We start from the raw sequence: 17642 nt of genomic DNA, 5'->3' as shown, positions 1-17642 counted from the left end.
ATGACACACCAAACAGCACGCCGGTTGCAAAATGCGGCTTGATGTGACTCAACCTTTGTTCGCGGCTAAAGCCGCTCCTACACAAAACAATGCTGGCGCTGGTGGCTGATTTTGTTCGCGGCTAAAGCCGCTCCTGCACAAAACAATGCCGGCGCCACATAAAAACAAGGGGCGACCCGAAGTCGCCCCTTGTGCTGCGCGCCGTGATATTACAGCGTGCGCGCGACTTCCTGCACTTCAAACACTTCGAGCTGATCGCCTTCTTTAATGTCATTGTAGTTCTTCAATGACAAACCGCATTCCAGACCGGCGCGCACTTCTTTGGCGTCGTCTTTGAAGCGTTTCAGGGAGTCGATCTCGCCGCTCCACACCACCACATTGTTGCGCAGCAGACGCACCGAAGAAGTCCGTTTGACCACGCCATCGGTGACCAGACAGCCGGCGATGGCGCCGACCTTGCTGACCATGATGACTTGGCGGATTTCCACCATGCCGGTAACGGTTTCGCGTTTTTCCGGGGCCAACATGCCCGACATCGCCGCCTTGATCTCATCGATCGCATCATAAATGATGTTGTAGTAACGGATGTCCACGCCATTGGTTTCGGCCTGCTTGCGCGCCTGTGCGTCGGCGCGGGTGTTGAAGCCGATGATGACGGCCTTGGAAGCCAGCGCCAGATTGACGTCGGATTCCGAAATGCCGCCCACTGCCGCATGCACCACTTGCACCCGTACTTCGGAGGTGGAGAGTTTTTGCAGCGACTGCACCAGCGCTTCCTGCGAGCCTTGCACGTCGGTCTTGATGATCAAAGGCAGGTTCTTGACTTCGCCTTCGGCCATTTGCTCGAACATGTTTTCCAGCTTGGAAGCCTGCTGTTTGGCCAGCTTCACATCGCGGTACTTGCCTTGGCGGAACAGGGCGATTTCACGCGCCTTGCGCTCGTCCACCATCACAATCGCTTCTTCGCCTGCGGTCGGAACTTCGGTCAAACCTTGAATTTCGACCGGGATCGAGGGGCCGGCTTCGCTGATCTGCTTGCCGTTCTCATCCAGCATGGCGCGCACGCGGCCATAGGCTGCGCCGGCCAGCACCACATCGCCACGCCGCAGCGTACCGGCTTGCACCAGAATGGTGGCGACCGGGCCGCGCCCTTTGTCCAGACGGGCTTCCACCACCAGACCATGGGCCGGCGCTTCCACCGGGGCCTTGAGTTCCAGCACTTCAGCTTGCAACAAGACGTTTTCCAGCAAGTCGTCAATGCCCTGACCGGTTTTGGCGGATACCGGCACGAACGGCGAATCGCCGCCGTATTCTTCCGGCACCACTTGTTCAGCGATCAATTCCTGCGATACGCGATCGGCATTCGCGCCGGCTTTGTCGATCTTGTTGATCGCCACCACGATGGGCACATTGGCCGCTTTGGCGTGCGCAATCGCTTCCTTGGTCTGCGGCATCACGCCGTCATCCGCCGCCACCACCAGAATCACGATGTCGGTCGCTTTCGCGCCGCGTGCACGCATTGCGGTGAATGCTTCATGGCCCGGGGTATCGAGGAAGGTGATCATGCCGCGCGGCGTCTGCACATGGTAGGCGCCGATGTGCTGGGTAATCCCGCCCGCTTCGCCGGAGGCGACTTTGGTGCGGCGGATGTAGTCCAGCAGCGAGGTTTTACCATGGTCAACGTGGCCCATCACGGTCACCACAGGCGCGCGCGGCATGCTTTCCGCGTTTTGATGCGCTTCCGTGCCTTCCGCCAGGAATGCTTCCGGATCGTCGAGCTGGGCGGCCAGCGCCTTGTGTCCCATTTCTTCAACCACGATCATCGCGGTTTCCTGATCCAGCACCTGGTTGATGGTGCACATCTGACCCAGCTTCATCAAAATCTTGATGACTTCAGAGGCTTTCACCGCCATCTTGTGCGCCAGTTCGGCCACGGTGATGGTTTCCGGCACATGCACTTCTTTGATCACGGCCTCGGTTGGCATTTGGAAATTGCTTTCGCGGTCGTCATGGTGGCCATGACGGCGGCCGCCACGGCCACCGCCGCGCCAGCCTTCGCGCCCGGTGTCGGCGTTGCCGCCGCCACGCGCGCTGCCGCCGGCGCCACGGGTTTTGAGTCCGCCGCCGCCGCGCGGTTTGCGCGAATCTTCCTGCCAGGACGAAGCCATGTTCGCGGATTTGACCGATTTCTTATCGCCGCGCTCAGCAGCGGCGCCGGCGTTGGGCGCCGCAGGGGTCGCATTGGCCGGGGCCGGCGTGCGTTTTTCATTGCGTGACTTGTCGCCGCCAGCTGCATTATTGCGCTCAGAAGCCGTGCCCGGCTTTTTATCAGCAGGCTTGTGCAGCGTGCCTTCCTGTGCTTTTTTCGGCGCCACGGTCGGGGCCGGGGTCGGTTCCGGCGCGCGCGCAGCGCGACGCGGCTGAGCCATCATGGCCTTGATCTGCGCCACTTCATCCGCTACCGCTTTGCGCGCCTGCTCGACGCGGGCGGCGCGTTCCGCAGCTTCCTTGGCGGCGGCTTCGACGCGTTTTTTCGCCTCTTCTTCCATCACACGCTTCTTGGTCTCTGCAGCAGCTGCTGCTTCAGCATCTTTGGCGGCCTTGGCTTCGGCGGCTGCGCGCGCAGCGGCTTCCTCGGCTTCGCGACGGGCTTTTTCTTCCGCTTCGCGACGCGCCTTTTCCTGTGCTTCACGCTCGGCGTCCAAACGCGCCAACTCTGCTTCCTGACGCGCCAGCTCAGCCGCCTGGCGCTCAGCCTGGCGCTGCGCTTCGCGCGCATCCTCTTCCTGCGCAATGCGTTCGGCTTCCAACTCTGCTTCGCTTTGCGGCGCGGCGGTCTGGCTCGGACGGGCGGTGGACTCCGGATAATCATCACGCTTGACCAGCACGCGCTTCTTGCGCACTTCCACCTGGATGGTGCGCGATTTGCCGCTGGCGTCCGCCTGTTTGATCTCGCTGGTTTCCTTGCGGGTTAAGGTGATTTTCTTTTTCTCACCGTCATTCGCGGTCCCGTGCAGGCGGCGCAGATGGTCGAGCAGTTTATCCTTGTCCTCTTTGGACAGGGAGTCGGACGCCGAACTCTTGGCGACGCCTGCGGCGCGCAATTGCGTCAGCAATTGTTCCGCCGGCATCTTCAGTTCGGTGGCAAATTGGGCTACGTTGTTACTCGCCATTCAGTCCTCTTTTCTCTTTCGTTCACTTGCTGCCAGTCAGACGCCAGGCTTGCTCTTGCAGTGCTTTGGCATGATCGTCATATTTGGCGTCGATCAATTTCATTTCTTCATCGCTCGCGTCGGCAAAGCCATTGGCGATCAAGTCGCGCGCGCGGTCCGTGGAAAACGCCAGAATGGCGCCGAATTCGTCATACGCCAGATTAGCGAATGCCGCCAGGGTCTTGATGCCGGCCAAACCGAGTTTGCCTGCGGTGTGGCGATCCAGCCCCTGCAGATTGACCAGGCCTTCCTCCATGCCTTCCAAGCCTTCTTCGGAAGCAATCGCTTCGGTCACCAGCGCATCGCGCGCACGGTTGCGCAGCTCATTCACGGTGTCTTCATCGAAAGCTTCGATTTGCAGCATTTCAGCCAGCGGCACGTAAGCGATTTCCTCCAGCGTGGCGAAACCTTCTTCCACCAGGATGTCGGCGACTTCGGAATCCACATCCAGCTTTTCCATGAACAGGCTGCGGATCGCAGCGCGTTCAAGCGCCAGTTTGTCAGCGGATTCTTCCGCCGTCATGATGTTGATTTTCCAGTCAGTCAGTTCCGAGGCCAGGCGCACGTTCTGGCCGCTGCGGCCAATAGCAATCGCCAGATTTTCCTCGTCCACCACCACGTCCATGGCGTGTTTTTCCTCGTCCACCATAATCGAGGACACATTCGCCGGCGCCAGCGCGCCGATCACGAATTGCGCCGGATCTTCCGACCACAGCACGATATCGACACGCTCGCCGCCCAGTTCGCCGGTGACAGCCTGCACGCGCGAGCCGCGCATGCCGACGCAGGTGCCGATCGGGTCGATGCGCTTATCCAGCGCATGCACCGCGATTTTGGCGCGCACGCCCGGATCGCGCGCAGCGGATTTGATTTGCAGCAAGCCTTGTTCGATTTCCGGCACTTCCAGCTCGAACAGGCGCATGATGAATTGCGGCGCGGTGCGCGACAAAATCACTTGCGGGCCGCGCATGCTGCGGTCGATGCGCAAAATATAAGCGCGCACACGGTCGCCGATGCGCAGGTTTTCTTTGGGGATCATTTGATCGCGCGGCAGGCGCGCTTCGATCTTGCCGGACTCGACGATGGCGTCGCCGCGCTCCATGCGCTTGATCGAACCTGTCACCAGCGAATCGCCGCGCGACAGGAAATCATTCAGGATTTGCTCACGTTCAGCGTCGCGCACGCGCTGCAACACGACTTGCTTGGTGTCTTGCGCAAAACGGCGGCCAAACTCTACCGATTCAATCGGCTCTTCGATGTATTCATCAACTTCAATATCAGGAATCTGCTCGTGTGCTTCAAACAAGAGAATTTCCTGATCCGGCAATTGCAGACCGGCTTCGTCCGGCACCACATGCCAGCGGCGGAAGGATTCAAATTCGCCTGTGTCGCGATCAATCGCTACGCGAATATCCACATCACCTTCATAACGCTTCTTGGTCGCCTGGGCCAGCGCGTGTTCGAGGGCGCCGAACACGATTTCCTTGTCCACATTTTTTTCACGCGCCAACGCATCGACCAATAACAAAACTTCGCGACTCATGCTTTGCGACTCCTAAAATCCACCTTCGGCACCAGACGTGCCTTATCAACATCGGCGAGTGTGAACTCCAACATCGCCGGGCCTTCTTTTCCTTCAAATTCGAGTTTCAGCTGATCACCCTCTGGTTCATGCAAGATGCCCTGGTAAGTTTTGCGGTTGGCTGTGCCCGGCAAGGCCATGCGCAACTTGACGCTGGCTTCGCAGCCGGCAAAACGCTGATAATCCGTCAGCTTCTTCAAAGGCCGGTCCAAGCCGGGCGAAGAAACCTCCAGACGTTCATAATCGATATCTTCCACCAGGAACACATGCGATAACTGATGGCTGACTTTTTCGCAGTCTTCCACCGTGATATGCGCATGATCCGCATTTGGCAGCACGTCGATATACACACGCAACACGCCGCGCTCAGCGCGCTCGAATTCCACCAGCTCATAACCCAGGCCGGCGACTGTCGTTTCGACCAAATCCAAGAGTTGCAAAACTCACCCCATTTACTCATCTTTGACAGCCCGGATGGACCGCCTTGTCAGCAAAAAAAAATGGGCGCATGCCCATCCTCTCGCCATTCAAACCATTGCAGCAACATCAGCCGTGTATGGATCGAACTTTTATTAAGCTATAAATTATAGCGAAAATACGCCAATGCGGCAATGCAAAACGCAAAGCGAAGCCATCTGCGGCAGAAATCAGACACTCCACCGCAGCCGGCCCGCTTTGTGACGCGGGTCTATCTTTTATTTGCCGCGCCGCTTGCCGCCCTTACCTGCGGTATAACCGAAGGTGGTTTGCAAAGGATCCGGCTGGCGGCGCGGGCCGCGCTGCTGCGCGCTCTTGGCCGGCGCGCCGGATTTCAGCGGATTGGCGGCGGCTTGCTTGCCGCGCGCCGGACGCTGGCCGTCTTCGCGCGCAAAATCGCGGCCCGAGTCGCGGCCCGCATCACGGCCCTGCTTGCGGGCGCCGTTGCCGGCTTGCGCATCGCGCCCGAAGTCACGCCCGCCATCGCGCCGCCCATTCGCTTCGCGGCCACGGCCACGCCCGGCTTCGCCACGCGCCGCGCCAGGGCTGCGCCCGGTCAAGGCAAACGGCGCATCATCGCGCGCTGCGCCAAACACGGTCGGCATGCTGGCGGCCAGCGTGGTGGCGCGCATACCGAGTTCCGGATCGCTGCGGGTGCGCCCCTTGCCGCGCCGCTCTGCCGGCGTTTTCTCACCGCTGGCCGCGAGTTTTTCCAGACCGCAGGCCGCCAGCAAGGCGCGCACCGCGTTTTCTTCCATCTCTTCCCAACGGCCACGCTTCAAGCTCGACGGCAGGGTCAAGGCGCCGTAACGGGTGCGGATCAGGCGCGACACGGTCAAGCCAATCGCTTCAAACATACGGCGCACTTCACGGTTGCGGCCTTCGCCAATCACCACGCGATACCATTTATTGACGCCTTCGCCGCCGCCATCGGCAATCTTGGCGAATTGCGCCACGCCGTCTTCCAGCTCAACCCCGGCCAGCAGTTTCTGGCGCATGCCTTCTTCCAGCTCACCCAGGGTGCGCACAGCATATTCACGTTCGATACCATAACGCGGGTGCATCAGGCGGTTAGCCAAATCGCCGGAAGTGGTAAACAACAACAAGCCTTCGGTGTTGTAGTCCAGACGGCCAACCGCCAGCCACTTGCCGCTCTTCATATTCGGCAAATGATCAAACACCGAATCACGCCCTTCCGGGTCATGATGGCTGACGATTTCACCAGCCGGCTTGTGGTAAATCAAAACACGCGGCGGCTTTTTGCTGACTTTACGCGCCAGCAATTTGCCATTGATGCGCACCTGGTCGGTGGGCAGAATGCGCTGGCCGATATGGGCCGGCTCGCCATTCACCGACACCCGCCCGGCCACAATCAATTCTTCCATTTCGCGGCGCGAACCAAGACCGGCCTCAGCCAGCACTTTGTGCAATTTCGGCGCGTCATCATCCGCAGTCAATTCGCGCAATTGCTTTTTGCCGCCTTTGCCATCTTCCGCCATCAAATGATCAAACTGGTCGGAGGTGATGGCGGAAAACAAATCATCCGCATCATATTTGCCGCCGCGCACAGGCTTTTTAGCGCCGCGCTGCTGGCCGCGTTCCTGCTCCTGCCCCTCACGCCCCGGCTTGCCGGACTTGGCTTGCGCGCCCTGGCGCGGCTGGTGTGCGCCTTTGTCCTGGTTGCGGCGCGCGCCATCCTGATTCCGGCCACGTTCATGCCTGGGCGCATCGGCCTGCCCGGCCACGCGCGCCGCCGCGCCCTCCCCGGCTTTTTCTGCCGGCTGGTTTTCCGGCTTGCGGCGCTTGTCTTTACGTTCCTGACGCTCTTGGCGCGGCGCCTCACCGTTTTCCTGACGTACGCGGGCGCGTTCGGCGCGCTCACGACGGGTTTTGCCCGGACGCACCTCTGTCTCTTGCTGCGGGGCCGCTTCCTGCGCGCCGGTGACGGCGGCGACAGGCGCGACGCCGAGCGCTTCCGCTTGCGGGGCGACAGTTTTGGCGCTGCGCTTGCGCAGCGGCGCTGCAGCCACTTCCGCCGGCGCAGCCTCTTGCGCCACCGTCAGCGACGCTGGCGCGGCTTTACGGCTGCGCTTGGGTGCGGCGGGAGCATCAGCGGCGGGCGCATCAGCGGTTTCAACAACATCGCTGCGCTTGCGTGTGCGCTTGGGGGCCGCTGCTTCTTGCGCAGCTTCAGGCGCATCAGCGGATTCTTGCGGCGTTTCAACGCGCTTACGGCTGCGCTTGGGCGCCGGTTCTTGCAGCGCAGCCTCAGTCTGCCCGTCAGTCTGGGCGGCGGCTTTCTTGCGGCGCGGCTTAGGCGCCTCTGCGCTATCTGCCGGGGTGGCAGGAGCTGCCTTGGCGGCAGCGCGCCGGCGCTTGACAGTAGGGGTTGCTGCGGCGTCCGGGTTCAAGTTTTCGGTGGGATCTTCAGGAAGGTTCATATTCGCCATTTTGCTATGGTTGCGCAACCCCGTCGGGAAGCGCGTCTGCAGGCTGCGGCGATGTCGCCTGCGCCTGCCCGCTTTCATCAGCAGCCGGATTGTCTGGCAAGCCGGCCGCCTGCATTTGCAGCAAGGCTTCCTCAACCAATTCCCCCTTGGCGATTTCTTGCAAAGGCGGCAATTCGGCTAAAGAAGACAAGCCTAAATCATCTAAAAATTTCCGGGTGGTGGCCAATAAAGCAGGCCGCCCGACCACATCACGGTGGCCGACCTCTTCGATCCAGCCACGTTCTTCCAACATCTTGATGGTTTGCGAATTCACCACCACGCCCCGGATTTCCTCAATATCGCCGCGCGTCACCGGTTGCCGGTAGGCGATGATGGCCAGGGTTTCCAGCGTGGCGCGCGAATATTTAGGCGGTTTTTCCGGATTCATACGATCCAGAAACGGTTTCATTTCCGGCTTGCTCTGAAAACGCCAGCCGGTGGACAGGGCCACCAATTGCACCCCGCGTTCGCTCCAATCGCGCCGCAACTCTTCCAGCATCCAGCGGATCGAGTCCGGCCCGATGCCGCCGATCGCCTGGCCATCCTCTATAAAGAGTTTGCGCAGCATGAACAGCGACAAAGGCTCTTGCGCGCACAGCAAGGCGGTTTCGAGGACTTTCTTCGCCTCAGATGTTTTCATTCCGTACTCAAAAACGTATATCGTCCGATTCTTTGACAGCTTTTCTGCCATGCGGCGGGGCCGCTTTAATCGTTGCAGACAGTGATTGCGCAACCCTCAACCAGCCGGATGCTGCTGGCGCGGGCGGAATCCGCTTTGCAGACTCAGTCTGCTCGCGTTCCGGTTCTTTGTGATATGGGCAGCCATTCTTACATGGCCCCGGTGTTGCGGCTTGGAAAAATTTCTTTATGAAAACTTTTTGCCGCAAACGCGCGTATTGTACCTGAAGTTTTGGCAATTGACAGCCTCTGCAAAAGTATGGGGCGACGCCGTATTGCGCACCGGCGTCGCGGCCGGGTAAGCGCTGCGCGTAAGCGGTCTGGCGACAAGTGCGCAATGCTTGAATACCAATCACCGCCATTGCCCGCCCCGCCCTGTTGCTTTATGCTGGGCCTTCATGATTGCCCCGCAAGCGCTTTAACATGGCCAATATACTGACCCATCTGCTGGATTTATTAAAGCCTGGACAAGCGGCGCCCAAGCCAGCCAGTGCGGGGATTGCGCAAAACCAGCCGCAAGCGCCAGCCCGCCCAAAGACGCAAGTCACCCTGCGCAATGAACGCACGCCAGGCGACTCGCGCTATCTTGGCGCGCGGATTGCCGAAAGCGGGGATTTATTAATCGAAGGCCAGGATATCGGCGCTGGCGTGGAGGAATTTTCCGGCAGCCGCGAATACGAATGGGCGTGGCTCATCGCCAAAGCCGATCTGCCCAAGCTCAGCGAAGCGCTGCACGCTGAAACGGATTTACTGGCGGCGCTGCAAATGCGTTTTTCCGGGCCTGCGGCGGCAGAACTTGGCCAATTTCTGACGCAACACGGGATTCATTATGAAAGCTGGAGCAGGATTGGGGATTAGCGCCAGACGCCCCCCCCTGCCACTATCATTAAAGCGAGAATGAACATACTGCACATCACCCGCGAAGCGGTCTGCGCCCAGGATGATCAAATGAATGACCTGAGGCTGCAGCTTGCGCTCACGCCGGCAGACACGCTGCGCACGCTGGCGGAGAAAATCATAAGCTGCGGCTTTCTGCAGTTTTCATCTTCCTATCCCGTGCAGACCGCGTATGCGCAAGAGCAGCCGATTTTGCGCATTCAAGCGGATCTGACTGACGCCGCCGGCAAAACTTGCGTCGAATTCCTGATTGCGCCAACGACATTGCTCAGCGCCTGTCTGCCGGATATGCAGTTGGCTTTTCGCTTGCAAAAGCACGCTGACGCGGCGCAGACGCCATCTGCTTCCCTCAGTCAAGAGCAGGCCATCGCCCGCGCGCGCCAATTCGCCGCCGGCCTGCCCTCTCATGGCATTCCGCTCAAAACGGAAGCGCTCAGCGTCAGATTCTGCCAAGCCGATGCGCTATCCCGCACGCTCGGCTTGCCTGGCGCCCATTGGGCCGTGATGTTTGCTTACGATACGCCGCAAGACATGGTGATGTCGCCGGATGAAGTGCTGATTTTGCTCGATGCGGTTTCCGGCAAGGCGGTGCTGGCGACATTGATGTGAGGCGCGCCATAAACAGAAATTGAGAAATAACGGCGCAAGCGAATCGCGCTGCTGGCGTCATACCAGCCCGCGCACTGAATCGGGCGCACACGGTTTGTTTGATGCAAAAAATGCGGCAAAAAGGCTCGCCCTCAACTGTAAAATGCAAAATGCGTGCATCCTTGGCTTGACACGCACAACCCCGCTCTGCGGACTATCTGAATTTGACGGTGCAACTCGCACCGCAACAGCAAGGAATCGATGTTTTTCGTGACTGTTCATTCTTCATAAGGATGGACGAAGCAGATTCCGTTCGCCCTGAGCCTGTCGAAGGGCATGGTTGGTCATGGAAAACCGTGGTTCGACAAGCTCCGCACAATGAAGCTGCAACCGACTTGGTATATAAGACCGAATTGTTAGCGCGGTGGCTGAATAGATACTTTTCAACAGTCTGGATCTTGCTTATCGCTTGCTTTGGCGCCTTTGCAGCGCAAGCGCTGCCGGGCGCCGGGTTATCGCTGCGCTCAACCCGGCATGACGGCCTGAATTCGGCTGAATAGCTGCGATCTGGTTAACGTAAATGTCAACACGCCCCAGCACTCCCAGAATTTTTCTCGCTTATCTTGCTGTTTCCAGATTCTTGAAATTGTAAAAAAACTCACATCCCGAAACAGCTTAGAGTCCTGCCTCAGTCGTGGCAAACGATTGCGCCGCCTACAATGATTGTGCGTCGCAGCATCCTGTGCGGCGCGGCCAATCCCGGCATCATGATGGAGGCAGGAATGAACATCATACTTATGGGAACGCGGCAGCGCGGGCGGGTGTTACGCCATTTTCTTGCGCTTTCCGCTGAAGACCGCATGTTGCGCTTTGGGCATGCACTCTCTGACGAAGCCTTGATCCGGCTGACAGCATCGCTGGACTTTAAGCGCGACCTTTTCTTTGGCCTGGTGCGTGGCCGCCAAGTGCTGGCGCTGGCGCATCTGGCTTTACCGCCGCCGAATGGCCATTGCCAGGAGGCGGAGCTGGGTTTATCGGTGCTGGCTGTTGCGCGCGGCAGCGGTTTGGGCAGCAAACTGTTTGCCCGGGCGGTGCTGGAAAGCCGCCGGCTGGGCGTGTGCCGCTTATTCATGCACTGCCTGGCCAGCAATCAAGCCATGCTGCATATCGCCAAAAAGGCCGGCATGGAGATCGTGCGCCGGGCCGGCGAAGCGGATGCGTATTTGAAGCTGCCGCGCACCCCGGCGGCCGGACTGGCCCCGCCATTATTGACGCCGGAACAGGCGCAACGCCGCCGCTGAGCGTCGGATGTTGCGCTGCAACCAAGGTTTTAGATACAAACTTCTACCTGAATGCGCTGTAATGCTGGGCAGGCGCGGCGCATGCATGCGCGCCGCAGAATAAATATGACAACAGCCAGGCCGCCAGCGCCGGCCAGCGCAAAAAGGACAAACATGAGCAGCGCATATCCGCATTTAATGACCCCGCTCGATCTTGGTTTCACCACCTTGAAAAACCGGGTCTTGATGGGTTCCATGCACACCGGTCTGGAAGACCGTTTTTACAATTACCCCCGACTGGCGGCGTTTTACCGCGAACGTGTGCGCGGCGGCGTCGGTTTAATCGTCACCGGCGGCATTTCCCCCAACCGCAGCGGCTGGCTGCTGCCGTTTGGCGGCACCATGAATTTCCCCCTGGACGCTTGGAATCACCGCGTGGTGACAGACGCGGTGCATCAGGAAGGCGGCAAGATTTTGATGCAGATTTTGCATGCCGGGCGCTATGGTTATCACCCTTTTACCGTCTCCGCCTCGGCGATCAAAGCGCCGATTTCCCCTTTCAAAACGCGCGCCATGTCGCGCCGTGGCGTGCTGCGCACCATTGCTGACTATGTGCGCTGCGCCAAACTGGCGCAATCCGCCGGCTATGACGGGGTGGAAATCATGGGCAGCGAAGGTTATTTGCTGAACCAATTTTTGACCCGGCGCACCAACCGCCGCAATGATGAATGGGGCGGTGCGCTGGAAAACCGTATGCGCCTGCCGCTGGAAATCGTGCGCCAGGTGCGCGCGGCGGTCGGCCCGGAATTCATCATCATGTTCCGTATTTCCGTGCTCGATTTGGTGGAAGATGGCAATACCTGGGAAGAAACGGTGGCGATTGCGCAAGCGCTGGAGCAAGCCGGCGTGACGATTTTCAATTCCGGCTTCGGCTGGCATGAGGCGCGCGTGCCGACGATTGTGACCTCGGTGCCGCGCGCCGCCTTTGTCGCCGCCACCGCCCGCTTGCGCAAAGAAATATCCGCGCCCATCATCGCCTCCAACCGCATCAATATGCCGGATACGGCGGAGCAAATCATCGCTGGCGGGCAGGCCGATATGGTGTCGATGGCGCGTCCCTTCCTGGCTGACCCGGAATGGGTGAATAAGGCGGCGCAAGGACGCACGGATGAAATCAATACCTGTATCGCCTGTAATCAGGCCTGTTTGGATCACACCTTCGCCAATCAACGCGCCAGCTGTCTGGTCAATCCGCGCGCCTGTCACGAAACGGAATTGGTGTTCCGCAAAACCGTGGCGGCCAAGAAAATCGCGGTGGTCGGAGCCGGCCCGGCTGGCTTATCCGCCGCCACCACCGCCGCCGCGCGCGGCCATGATGTGACCTTGTTTGACGCCAGTGACACACACGGCGGGCAGTTCCGCATCGCCATGCAGATTCCCGGCAAGGAAGAGTTCAAAGAAACCTTGCGCTATTTCGGCAAGCAATTGGCATTGACCGGCGTGAAGACGCGCTTCGGCAAAAAAGTGACACGACAGGAATTATTGGAAGCCGGCTTTGATGAAATCATCGTCGCCACCGGGATTGTGCCGCGCATGCCGAAAATCGAAGGCGTGAACCATGCCAAAGTCTTGAGCTATCTGGATGTCTTGCTGCATAAAAAGCCGGTCGGCGCGAAAGTGGCGGTGATCGGCGCTGGCGGCATCGGTTTCGATGTCAGCGAATATCTGGTGCATCCGGCGGATCAACCCTTGCCACAGCCGGTCAAGCAATGGTGCGCGGAATGGGGCGTGGACTTGAAAGCGCGCAATGCCGGCGGCCTGTGCGAAGCCGCGCCGGAAGCGCCGGCGCGTGAAATTTGGCTCTTGCAACGCAAAAACAGCAAGGTTGGGGCTGGTTTGGGTAAAACTTCCGGCTGGGTGCACCGCGCCACGCTGCAGAAAAAAGGCGTGCAGATGCTGGCCGGGGTCGAATACCGCAAAATCGACGATCAGGGTTTGCATATCACCCACAATGGCGAAGAAAAAATCCTGCCGGTGGACCATGTGATTATCTGCGCCGGCCAGGAACCTCTGGCGGAATTGATGCCGCCGGAAAATGATCCGGCTTTCGCCCGCTTCCACAAAATCGGCGGCGCCGCGCTGGCTTCGGAATTGGACGCCAAGCGTGCGATTCGTGAAGGGGCGGAATTGGCGGCAAGGCTGTAAATGATGCATGGGTGGCGCCTGCTCTAACAGGGTGTTGATAAATGAAGGCGCCCAGAATTTTGACCACTATATCTAGCGGAAAACCCGGAAAATCAACTAGAGATAGAATGGGGAATCACCAAGCGTTAGTTTTCTAACACCCTGTTAACAGAAGCTATTGCATTTAGTAATTACAAACCAATACACGTTTGCAGCGCCATGCACAGTGAATCAGGTAAAAGCGCAGGACAGTTCCAGACTTGCGCTCAGCATCCGCAAGCAATGTGTGCATACGCTGGCGGCCAGAGGGAAAGCGGCGCCAATCTCTGAAGCGCAGCTTTGGCCCGCAGGGCTGCAAAGATGATTGCGCATAAGCCGCGCACGGCCTCCCTGCGCCGGCCCTGCCCAGGCTGCGGCTGCTGCGCCGCAGCAGTGCAAGCATGCAACAGTTTCACATCAAGAATTGCAGCAAAGCCTTTGTTTTTGCTTGAAAAATCAGCTCATGTGCTAGCCTGAAATCAAAGGCTTGCGTTTTTCATATCGCTTCTCTACACCGTCCACAAGTCACGCAAGCTGTTTGGATTGCGGATTCTTTTTTCTCTGTTCGCACAGCGGACCAGGCTTGATGGCAGGAGGCGGCATGAGTGTGATTGCAGTGTTCAATCAAAAAGGCGGGGTTGGCAAGACCACCACGGCCTTGAATCTGGCGGCGGCGCTGAATGCGCGCGGACGTGAAGCGCTGGTGATCGACCTTGATCCGCAAGCCCAGCTCTCCACCATCACCGGCAATCAGGTGGACGATGGCGAAGCCACCGTACTGTCCCTGTTCCAGCAAAACCGTCATCTCGCGCAATTACAGCGCAGCGCCAAGAATGGTTTGTCGGTGATCCCGGCGCATATAGAACTGTCCAAGGTCGATACCCTGTACGGCAAAGGGTATAACGTGGTGAATCGCCTGAACGCCAGCCTGCATGCGGAAAATCTGCGCGATCCGCGCCGCCCTGTGTTGCTTGACTGCAGTCCGCTGATCGGCGTGCTGTCGCTGAATGCGATTTTCGCCTGCGATGGCGTGATCGTGCCGATTTCCGCCGACCATTTATCCGCCAAGGGCGCGATGCAAATCGAAAAGACCTTGAATGCGCTGGAAAAAGTGGTCAAGCATAAGATTGCGCGGCGTTATTTGATGACGCGCTTTGATGGGCGCCGGAATATGGCATGGGATGTGCTGGAACTGGTCAAAACCCGTTTTGGCGCGGATGTCTGTGAAATCAAGATCGGGGAAAACGTCAGTCTGGCGGAAAGCCCGGCATATAACAAAACCGTGTTTGAACATGCGCCCAACAGCCGTGGCGCGAAAGACTATGCCGCGCTGCTGGATGAGTTGTTGCACGCGGCATTCATTGCTTAAAAAACTTATCGTTCGCGCGCAATCAAATCCACTATCTCTTCCACCGAGCTGTGCACGCTGCCCACGCTTAAACGCTGTGGCGTGACGCGGGTTTCACAGCGCAGAATGGTGCAATGGTGGTACATCTGAAACAGCTTGCGCTGTGCGTCTTCCTGGCTTTGGCCGGCAATCACAATATTGTCGATGTGCTGACCGTTTTTGGTTTGCAGTGAAAATTCATATTTCAGCATGGGGCCTCCGGGCGGGACGGATGAGCTGACGCGCATTGCTTTGCGATGCGGACGGTGTCGGATGAGGCCAAACCGGATTCCTTTGTGATGCGAACGGTTCGGACGCCGGGTAAGCCGCTGCGCTTAACCCCGCCTGCGCACATACACGGGCGGGGATACGGGCGTGGATGCGGGCGCGATTGCGCTTGGCGCACAGGCCCGGTTTTCATCCCTTGGCTTCCTGTGCTGCCGGATCAAACACTTCGACGTTTTGCAGTTCGGCATAGGTGGCGCGGGCGTTTTCTGACAAGCCTTTCAAAATACGCGGGTCGCCGGCCGCCACCCGCTGTTCACGCGAGAGCAAGAACAGCTTGGATAAATAGTCGCCCAGAGCCAGCACTTTGCCGGTTTCACTCATTTGCGCGCTTTGGAACTGGTTCTGATCTTCCAGTGCGAGAATCACATTTTCCGGGAAATTCCACTCCCGCGCGATTGAGCAGGACAGGCTGCGCGTCATTTTCATCAAGTTTGAGCAAAACGGGCTGGTGCCGACGCGCCCGGCTTTGCTGCCGGGCTGCTGGCAAACCTGGTCAATGATGCGCAAGCCCACCACCAGGCCGACTTGTTGCACCAAACCGGCCAGAAACGCTTCAAACGGATCGGCATGGCGCTCTTCGGCCAGCATGCGGCATGCCACTGCGCAATATTCGGATTGCTCCCACACGCGCGGCGCGCTCATCTTGGTGTACATGCCGGAATGCAAGTCGATGATGGGGCGGAAGGCGACGCCGGTGATCAGCTGACGCAAGCCGTTATAGCCTAACACCAGCACCGCGTTTTCAATGCTGGTGATTTGCGCCTGCGGGTTGTACATCGAGCTGTTGGCCAAGCGGATCACCGCCGCCACCAGCACCACATCGTGCGCGATTTTGCGCGAAATGTCGGCCCCGGAAAAATTTTCGGTGCGCAGGGATTGCAAGAGTTGCGGAATCACGCCCGGCATGCGCTTGACCAGATTCGCGCCGGATTGCTTGCCTTTGACGATTTTGTCGAGCGCCTCCAGAATCTCGGCCTCAATCGGCGTAATGTCAAATTCGCCATCGCCGCCTTCAAACAGCCAGTCATGAAAATTCGCATTCACATCGCTGCGCTGTTCCCAGGACGCGCCCCAGGCTTCGCCTTTGGCGGGTTTGGCCTGGGCGGCCGGGACGGGTTTTGGCGTTGCCGCCGGACTGGCGGACGCAGCAGGCGGCGCGGCGACTTGTTGTCTTTGCTCCTGTACGGCCTGGACCTTGGCGGCCAAGACCTGGTGATCCAGTTTTTGCGCCGGTTCAGGCGCCGGCGCCTCACGCGGCTTGTCGCCAAACAGGCGCTGCAACCACTGATACATAGATGACTCCTGCAAAGTTCAGGAAGAGCGGCAGGCAGCAGCTGCCTGCTGGCAATAGTATGCCACTGGCGGGTGGCGTGCAACCGTTTGCATGCAGATTCCTGCAGCATGTCAAAATTATCAAAAACACAAAGCAACAAGGTCGCTGGCTGACAGGGGCGCCACAAGCGGCAAGCCGGATGCTGCACTGCGCAAAAAATCCCGCGCGGCTTGTTCGCGTTGTAAAAAATGCCTTTATAATCGATTTGACTCTTCTCAAGAAACCACAGCCATGTCGATCAAACACTTCTTGCAATTTTCTGACTTCAGTCTCAAGGAATTTGAATATCTGATAGCGCGCGCGTCTCTGATCAAACGCAAATTCAAGCACTACGAACCGCACCACACCCTGATCGACCGCACCCTGGTGATGGTGTTCGACAAAAGCTCCACCCGCACCCGTTTATCGTTTGAAGCCGGCATGCACCAGTTAGGCGGCGCGGCGATTTATCTGCCCACGCGCGACAGCCAATTAGGACGCGGCGAGCCGGTGGAAGACGCCGGCCAGGTAATGTCGCGCATGTGCGACATTCTCATGGTGCGCACCTTCGGCCAGGAAATCATCGAGCGCTTTGCTGAATATTCGCGCGTGCCGGTGATCAATGGTTTGACCAATGAACATCATCCCTGCCAGGTGTTGGCGGATGTGTTCACCTTTATCGAGCATCGCGGCGAGATCCGTGGCAAGCAGGTGGCCTGGGTCGGCGACGCCAACAATATGCTGTATTCGTGGCTGCAGGCGGCCAGGCTGTTCGGTTTTCATCTGCGCGTCTCGACCCCGCGCGCCTATCCGCTGGATCTGCAATTAGTGGGCGACAATGATTGCTACACCCTGTTTGACGATCCCGCCGAAGCCTGCGCCGGCGCGCATCTGGTGAATACCGATGTGTGGACCAGCATGGGCTATGAGGCGGAAAACGAGGCGCGCTTAAAAGCCTTTGACGGCTGGATCATCGACCAGGCCAAAATGCAGCGCGCCGCCGCCGATGCGCTCTTCATGCACTGCCTGCCGGCCCATCGCGGCGAGGAAGTCGCAGCCGAGGTGATTGACGGCCCGCAATCGGTGGTGTGGGATGAGGCGGAAAACCGCTTACATGTGCAAAAAGCTCTGCTTGAATATCTGGTGCGCGGCGAAATGGCGTAATGCCGCACGCGTGTTGATTGCTCTCGGGGCTGCCGCGCTTGATGTCTGACATCACGCTCACAGCT

At 58.9% G+C, this 17642-nt stretch carries 12 protein-coding genes and 1 pseudogene; 6 read left to right on the top strand and 7 right to left on the bottom strand.

The window, feature by feature from the left end:
• Window positions 1-209: 209 nt before the first annotated feature.
• From infB to scpB, 5 genes and pseudogenes are all read right to left on the bottom strand, one after another.
• Entirely contained in the window at window positions 210-3173 is a 2964-nt protein-coding gene (gene infB / locus V8J88_RS05170) for a translation initiation factor IF-2 (RefSeq protein WP_338848225.1), read from the bottom strand.
• Between the two features lie 22 nt (window positions 3174-3195).
• Window positions 3196-4755, bottom strand: a complete 1560-nt coding sequence (gene nusA, locus V8J88_RS05165; protein WP_338848224.1) for a transcription termination factor NusA — start codon at window positions 4753-4755, stop codon at window positions 3196-3198.
• A complete protein-coding gene (rimP, locus tag V8J88_RS05160) occupies window positions 4752-5234 on the bottom strand; it encodes a ribosome maturation factor RimP (protein WP_338848223.1) in 483 nt (160 codons plus the stop codon). Before rimP ends, nusA begins: the two co-directional genes overlap by 4 nt.
• A 255-nt stretch (window positions 5235-5489) precedes the next feature.
• The gene (locus V8J88_RS05155; protein WP_338848221.1) at window positions 5490-7712 is read right to left on the bottom strand and encodes a pseudouridine synthase; all 2223 of its coding nucleotides are present in this window, start codon (window positions 7710-7712) and stop codon (window positions 5490-5492) included.
• A gap of 118 nt (window positions 7713-7830) precedes the next feature.
• Window positions 7831-8400 (bottom strand): annotated as a pseudogene (scpB, locus tag V8J88_RS05150) (SMC-Scp complex subunit ScpB); the annotation flags it as partial.
• A 461-nt stretch (window positions 8401-8861) separates the two neighbouring features.
• Between scpB and V8J88_RS05145 the strand changes: the two are divergent.
• The 5 genes from V8J88_RS05145 to V8J88_RS05125 all read left to right on the top strand — a co-directional run bounded on the left by V8J88_RS05145 (window position 8862) and on the right by V8J88_RS05125 (window position 14795).
• Window positions 8862-9296: a hypothetical protein gene (locus V8J88_RS05145; RefSeq protein WP_338848220.1), complete on the top strand. Its 435-nt coding sequence runs from the start codon at window positions 8862-8864 to the stop codon at window positions 9294-9296.
• Window positions 9297-9386: 90 nt separating this feature from the next.
• Window positions 9387-9944 carry a hypothetical protein gene (locus V8J88_RS05140; RefSeq protein ID WP_338848219.1) on the top strand — a complete coding sequence of 186 codons (558 nt, stop codon included), beginning with the start codon at window positions 9387-9389 and terminating at the stop codon, window positions 9942-9944.
• A 761-nt stretch (window positions 9945-10705) separates the two neighbouring features.
• Window positions 10706-11224, top strand: coding sequence for a GNAT family N-acetyltransferase (locus tag V8J88_RS05135; protein WP_338848218.1), 519 nt, complete (start codon window positions 10706-10708; stop codon window positions 11222-11224).
• 153 nt (window positions 11225-11377) lie between these two features.
• Window positions 11378-13408, top strand: a complete 2031-nt coding sequence (locus V8J88_RS05130; protein WP_338848217.1) for an NADPH-dependent 2,4-dienoyl-CoA reductase — start codon at window positions 11378-11380, stop codon at window positions 13406-13408.
• Window positions 13409-14027: 619 nt separating this feature from the next.
• On the top strand, window positions 14028-14795 hold the full coding sequence (locus tag V8J88_RS05125) for a ParA family protein (RefSeq protein WP_338848216.1): 768 nt from the start codon (window positions 14028-14030) through the stop codon (window positions 14793-14795).
• A gap of 5 nt (window positions 14796-14800) precedes the next feature.
• Here the strand turns inward: V8J88_RS05125 and V8J88_RS05120 are convergent, their stop codons facing one another.
• Together V8J88_RS05120 and V8J88_RS05115 are read right to left on the bottom strand one after the other, a co-directional pair.
• Window positions 14801-15025, bottom strand: coding sequence for a hypothetical protein (locus V8J88_RS05120; RefSeq protein WP_338848215.1), 225 nt, complete (start codon window positions 15023-15025; stop codon window positions 14801-14803).
• 205 nt (window positions 15026-15230) lie between these two features.
• Window positions 15231-16394, bottom strand: a complete 1164-nt coding sequence (locus V8J88_RS05115; protein WP_338848214.1) for an HDOD domain-containing protein — start codon at window positions 16392-16394, stop codon at window positions 15231-15233.
• A gap of 271 nt (window positions 16395-16665) precedes the next feature.
• On the opposite strand from V8J88_RS05115, the gene argF reads away from it, so the two are divergent.
• A complete protein-coding gene (gene argF, locus V8J88_RS05110; RefSeq protein ID WP_338848213.1) occupies window positions 16666-17577 on the top strand; it encodes an ornithine carbamoyltransferase in 912 nt (303 codons plus the stop codon).
• The last annotated feature ends 65 nt before the right edge of the window (window positions 17578-17642 follow it).

It is taken from the genome of Massilia sp. W12 (assembly GCF_037300705.1).
Taxonomy (GTDB): Bacteria; Pseudomonadota; Gammaproteobacteria; order Burkholderiales; family Burkholderiaceae_D; genus JACPVY01.
This window is presented reverse-complemented; position numbering and strand designations above follow the sequence as displayed.

What these genes read in the sequence shown, in the direction of transcription:
- nusA (WP_338848224.1), bottom strand. Translation starts at nt 4,755, where the DNA reads ATGAGTCGCGAAGTTTTGTTATTGGTCGATGCGTTGGCGCGTGAAAAA.
- V8J88_RS05130 (WP_338848217.1), top strand. Translation starts at nt 11,378, where the DNA reads ATGAGCAGCGCATATCCGCATTTAATGACCCCGCTCGATCTTGGTTTC.
- V8J88_RS05145 (WP_338848220.1), top strand. Translation starts at nt 8,862, where the DNA reads ATGGCCAATATACTGACCCATCTGCTGGATTTATTAAAGCCTGGACAA.
- V8J88_RS05115 (WP_338848214.1), bottom strand. Translation starts at nt 16,394, where the DNA reads ATGTATCAGTGGTTGCAGCGCCTGTTTGGCGACAAGCCGCGTGAGGCG.
- V8J88_RS05155 (WP_338848221.1), bottom strand. Translation starts at nt 7,712, where the DNA reads ATGAACCTTCCTGAAGATCCCACCGAAAACTTGAACCCGGACGCCGCA.
- infB (WP_338848225.1), bottom strand. Translation starts at nt 3,173, where the DNA reads ATGGCGAGTAACAACGTAGCCCAATTTGCCACCGAACTGAAGATGCCG.
- V8J88_RS05140 (WP_338848219.1), top strand. Translation starts at nt 9,387, where the DNA reads ATGAATGACCTGAGGCTGCAGCTTGCGCTCACGCCGGCAGACACGCTG.
- argF (WP_338848213.1), top strand. Translation starts at nt 16,666, where the DNA reads ATGTCGATCAAACACTTCTTGCAATTTTCTGACTTCAGTCTCAAGGAA.
- V8J88_RS05135 (WP_338848218.1), top strand. Translation starts at nt 10,706, where the DNA reads ATGAACATCATACTTATGGGAACGCGGCAGCGCGGGCGGGTGTTACGC.
- V8J88_RS05120 (WP_338848215.1), bottom strand. Translation starts at nt 15,025, where the DNA reads ATGCTGAAATATGAATTTTCACTGCAAACCAAAAACGGTCAGCACATC.
- V8J88_RS05125 (WP_338848216.1), top strand. Translation starts at nt 14,028, where the DNA reads ATGAGTGTGATTGCAGTGTTCAATCAAAAAGGCGGGGTTGGCAAGACC.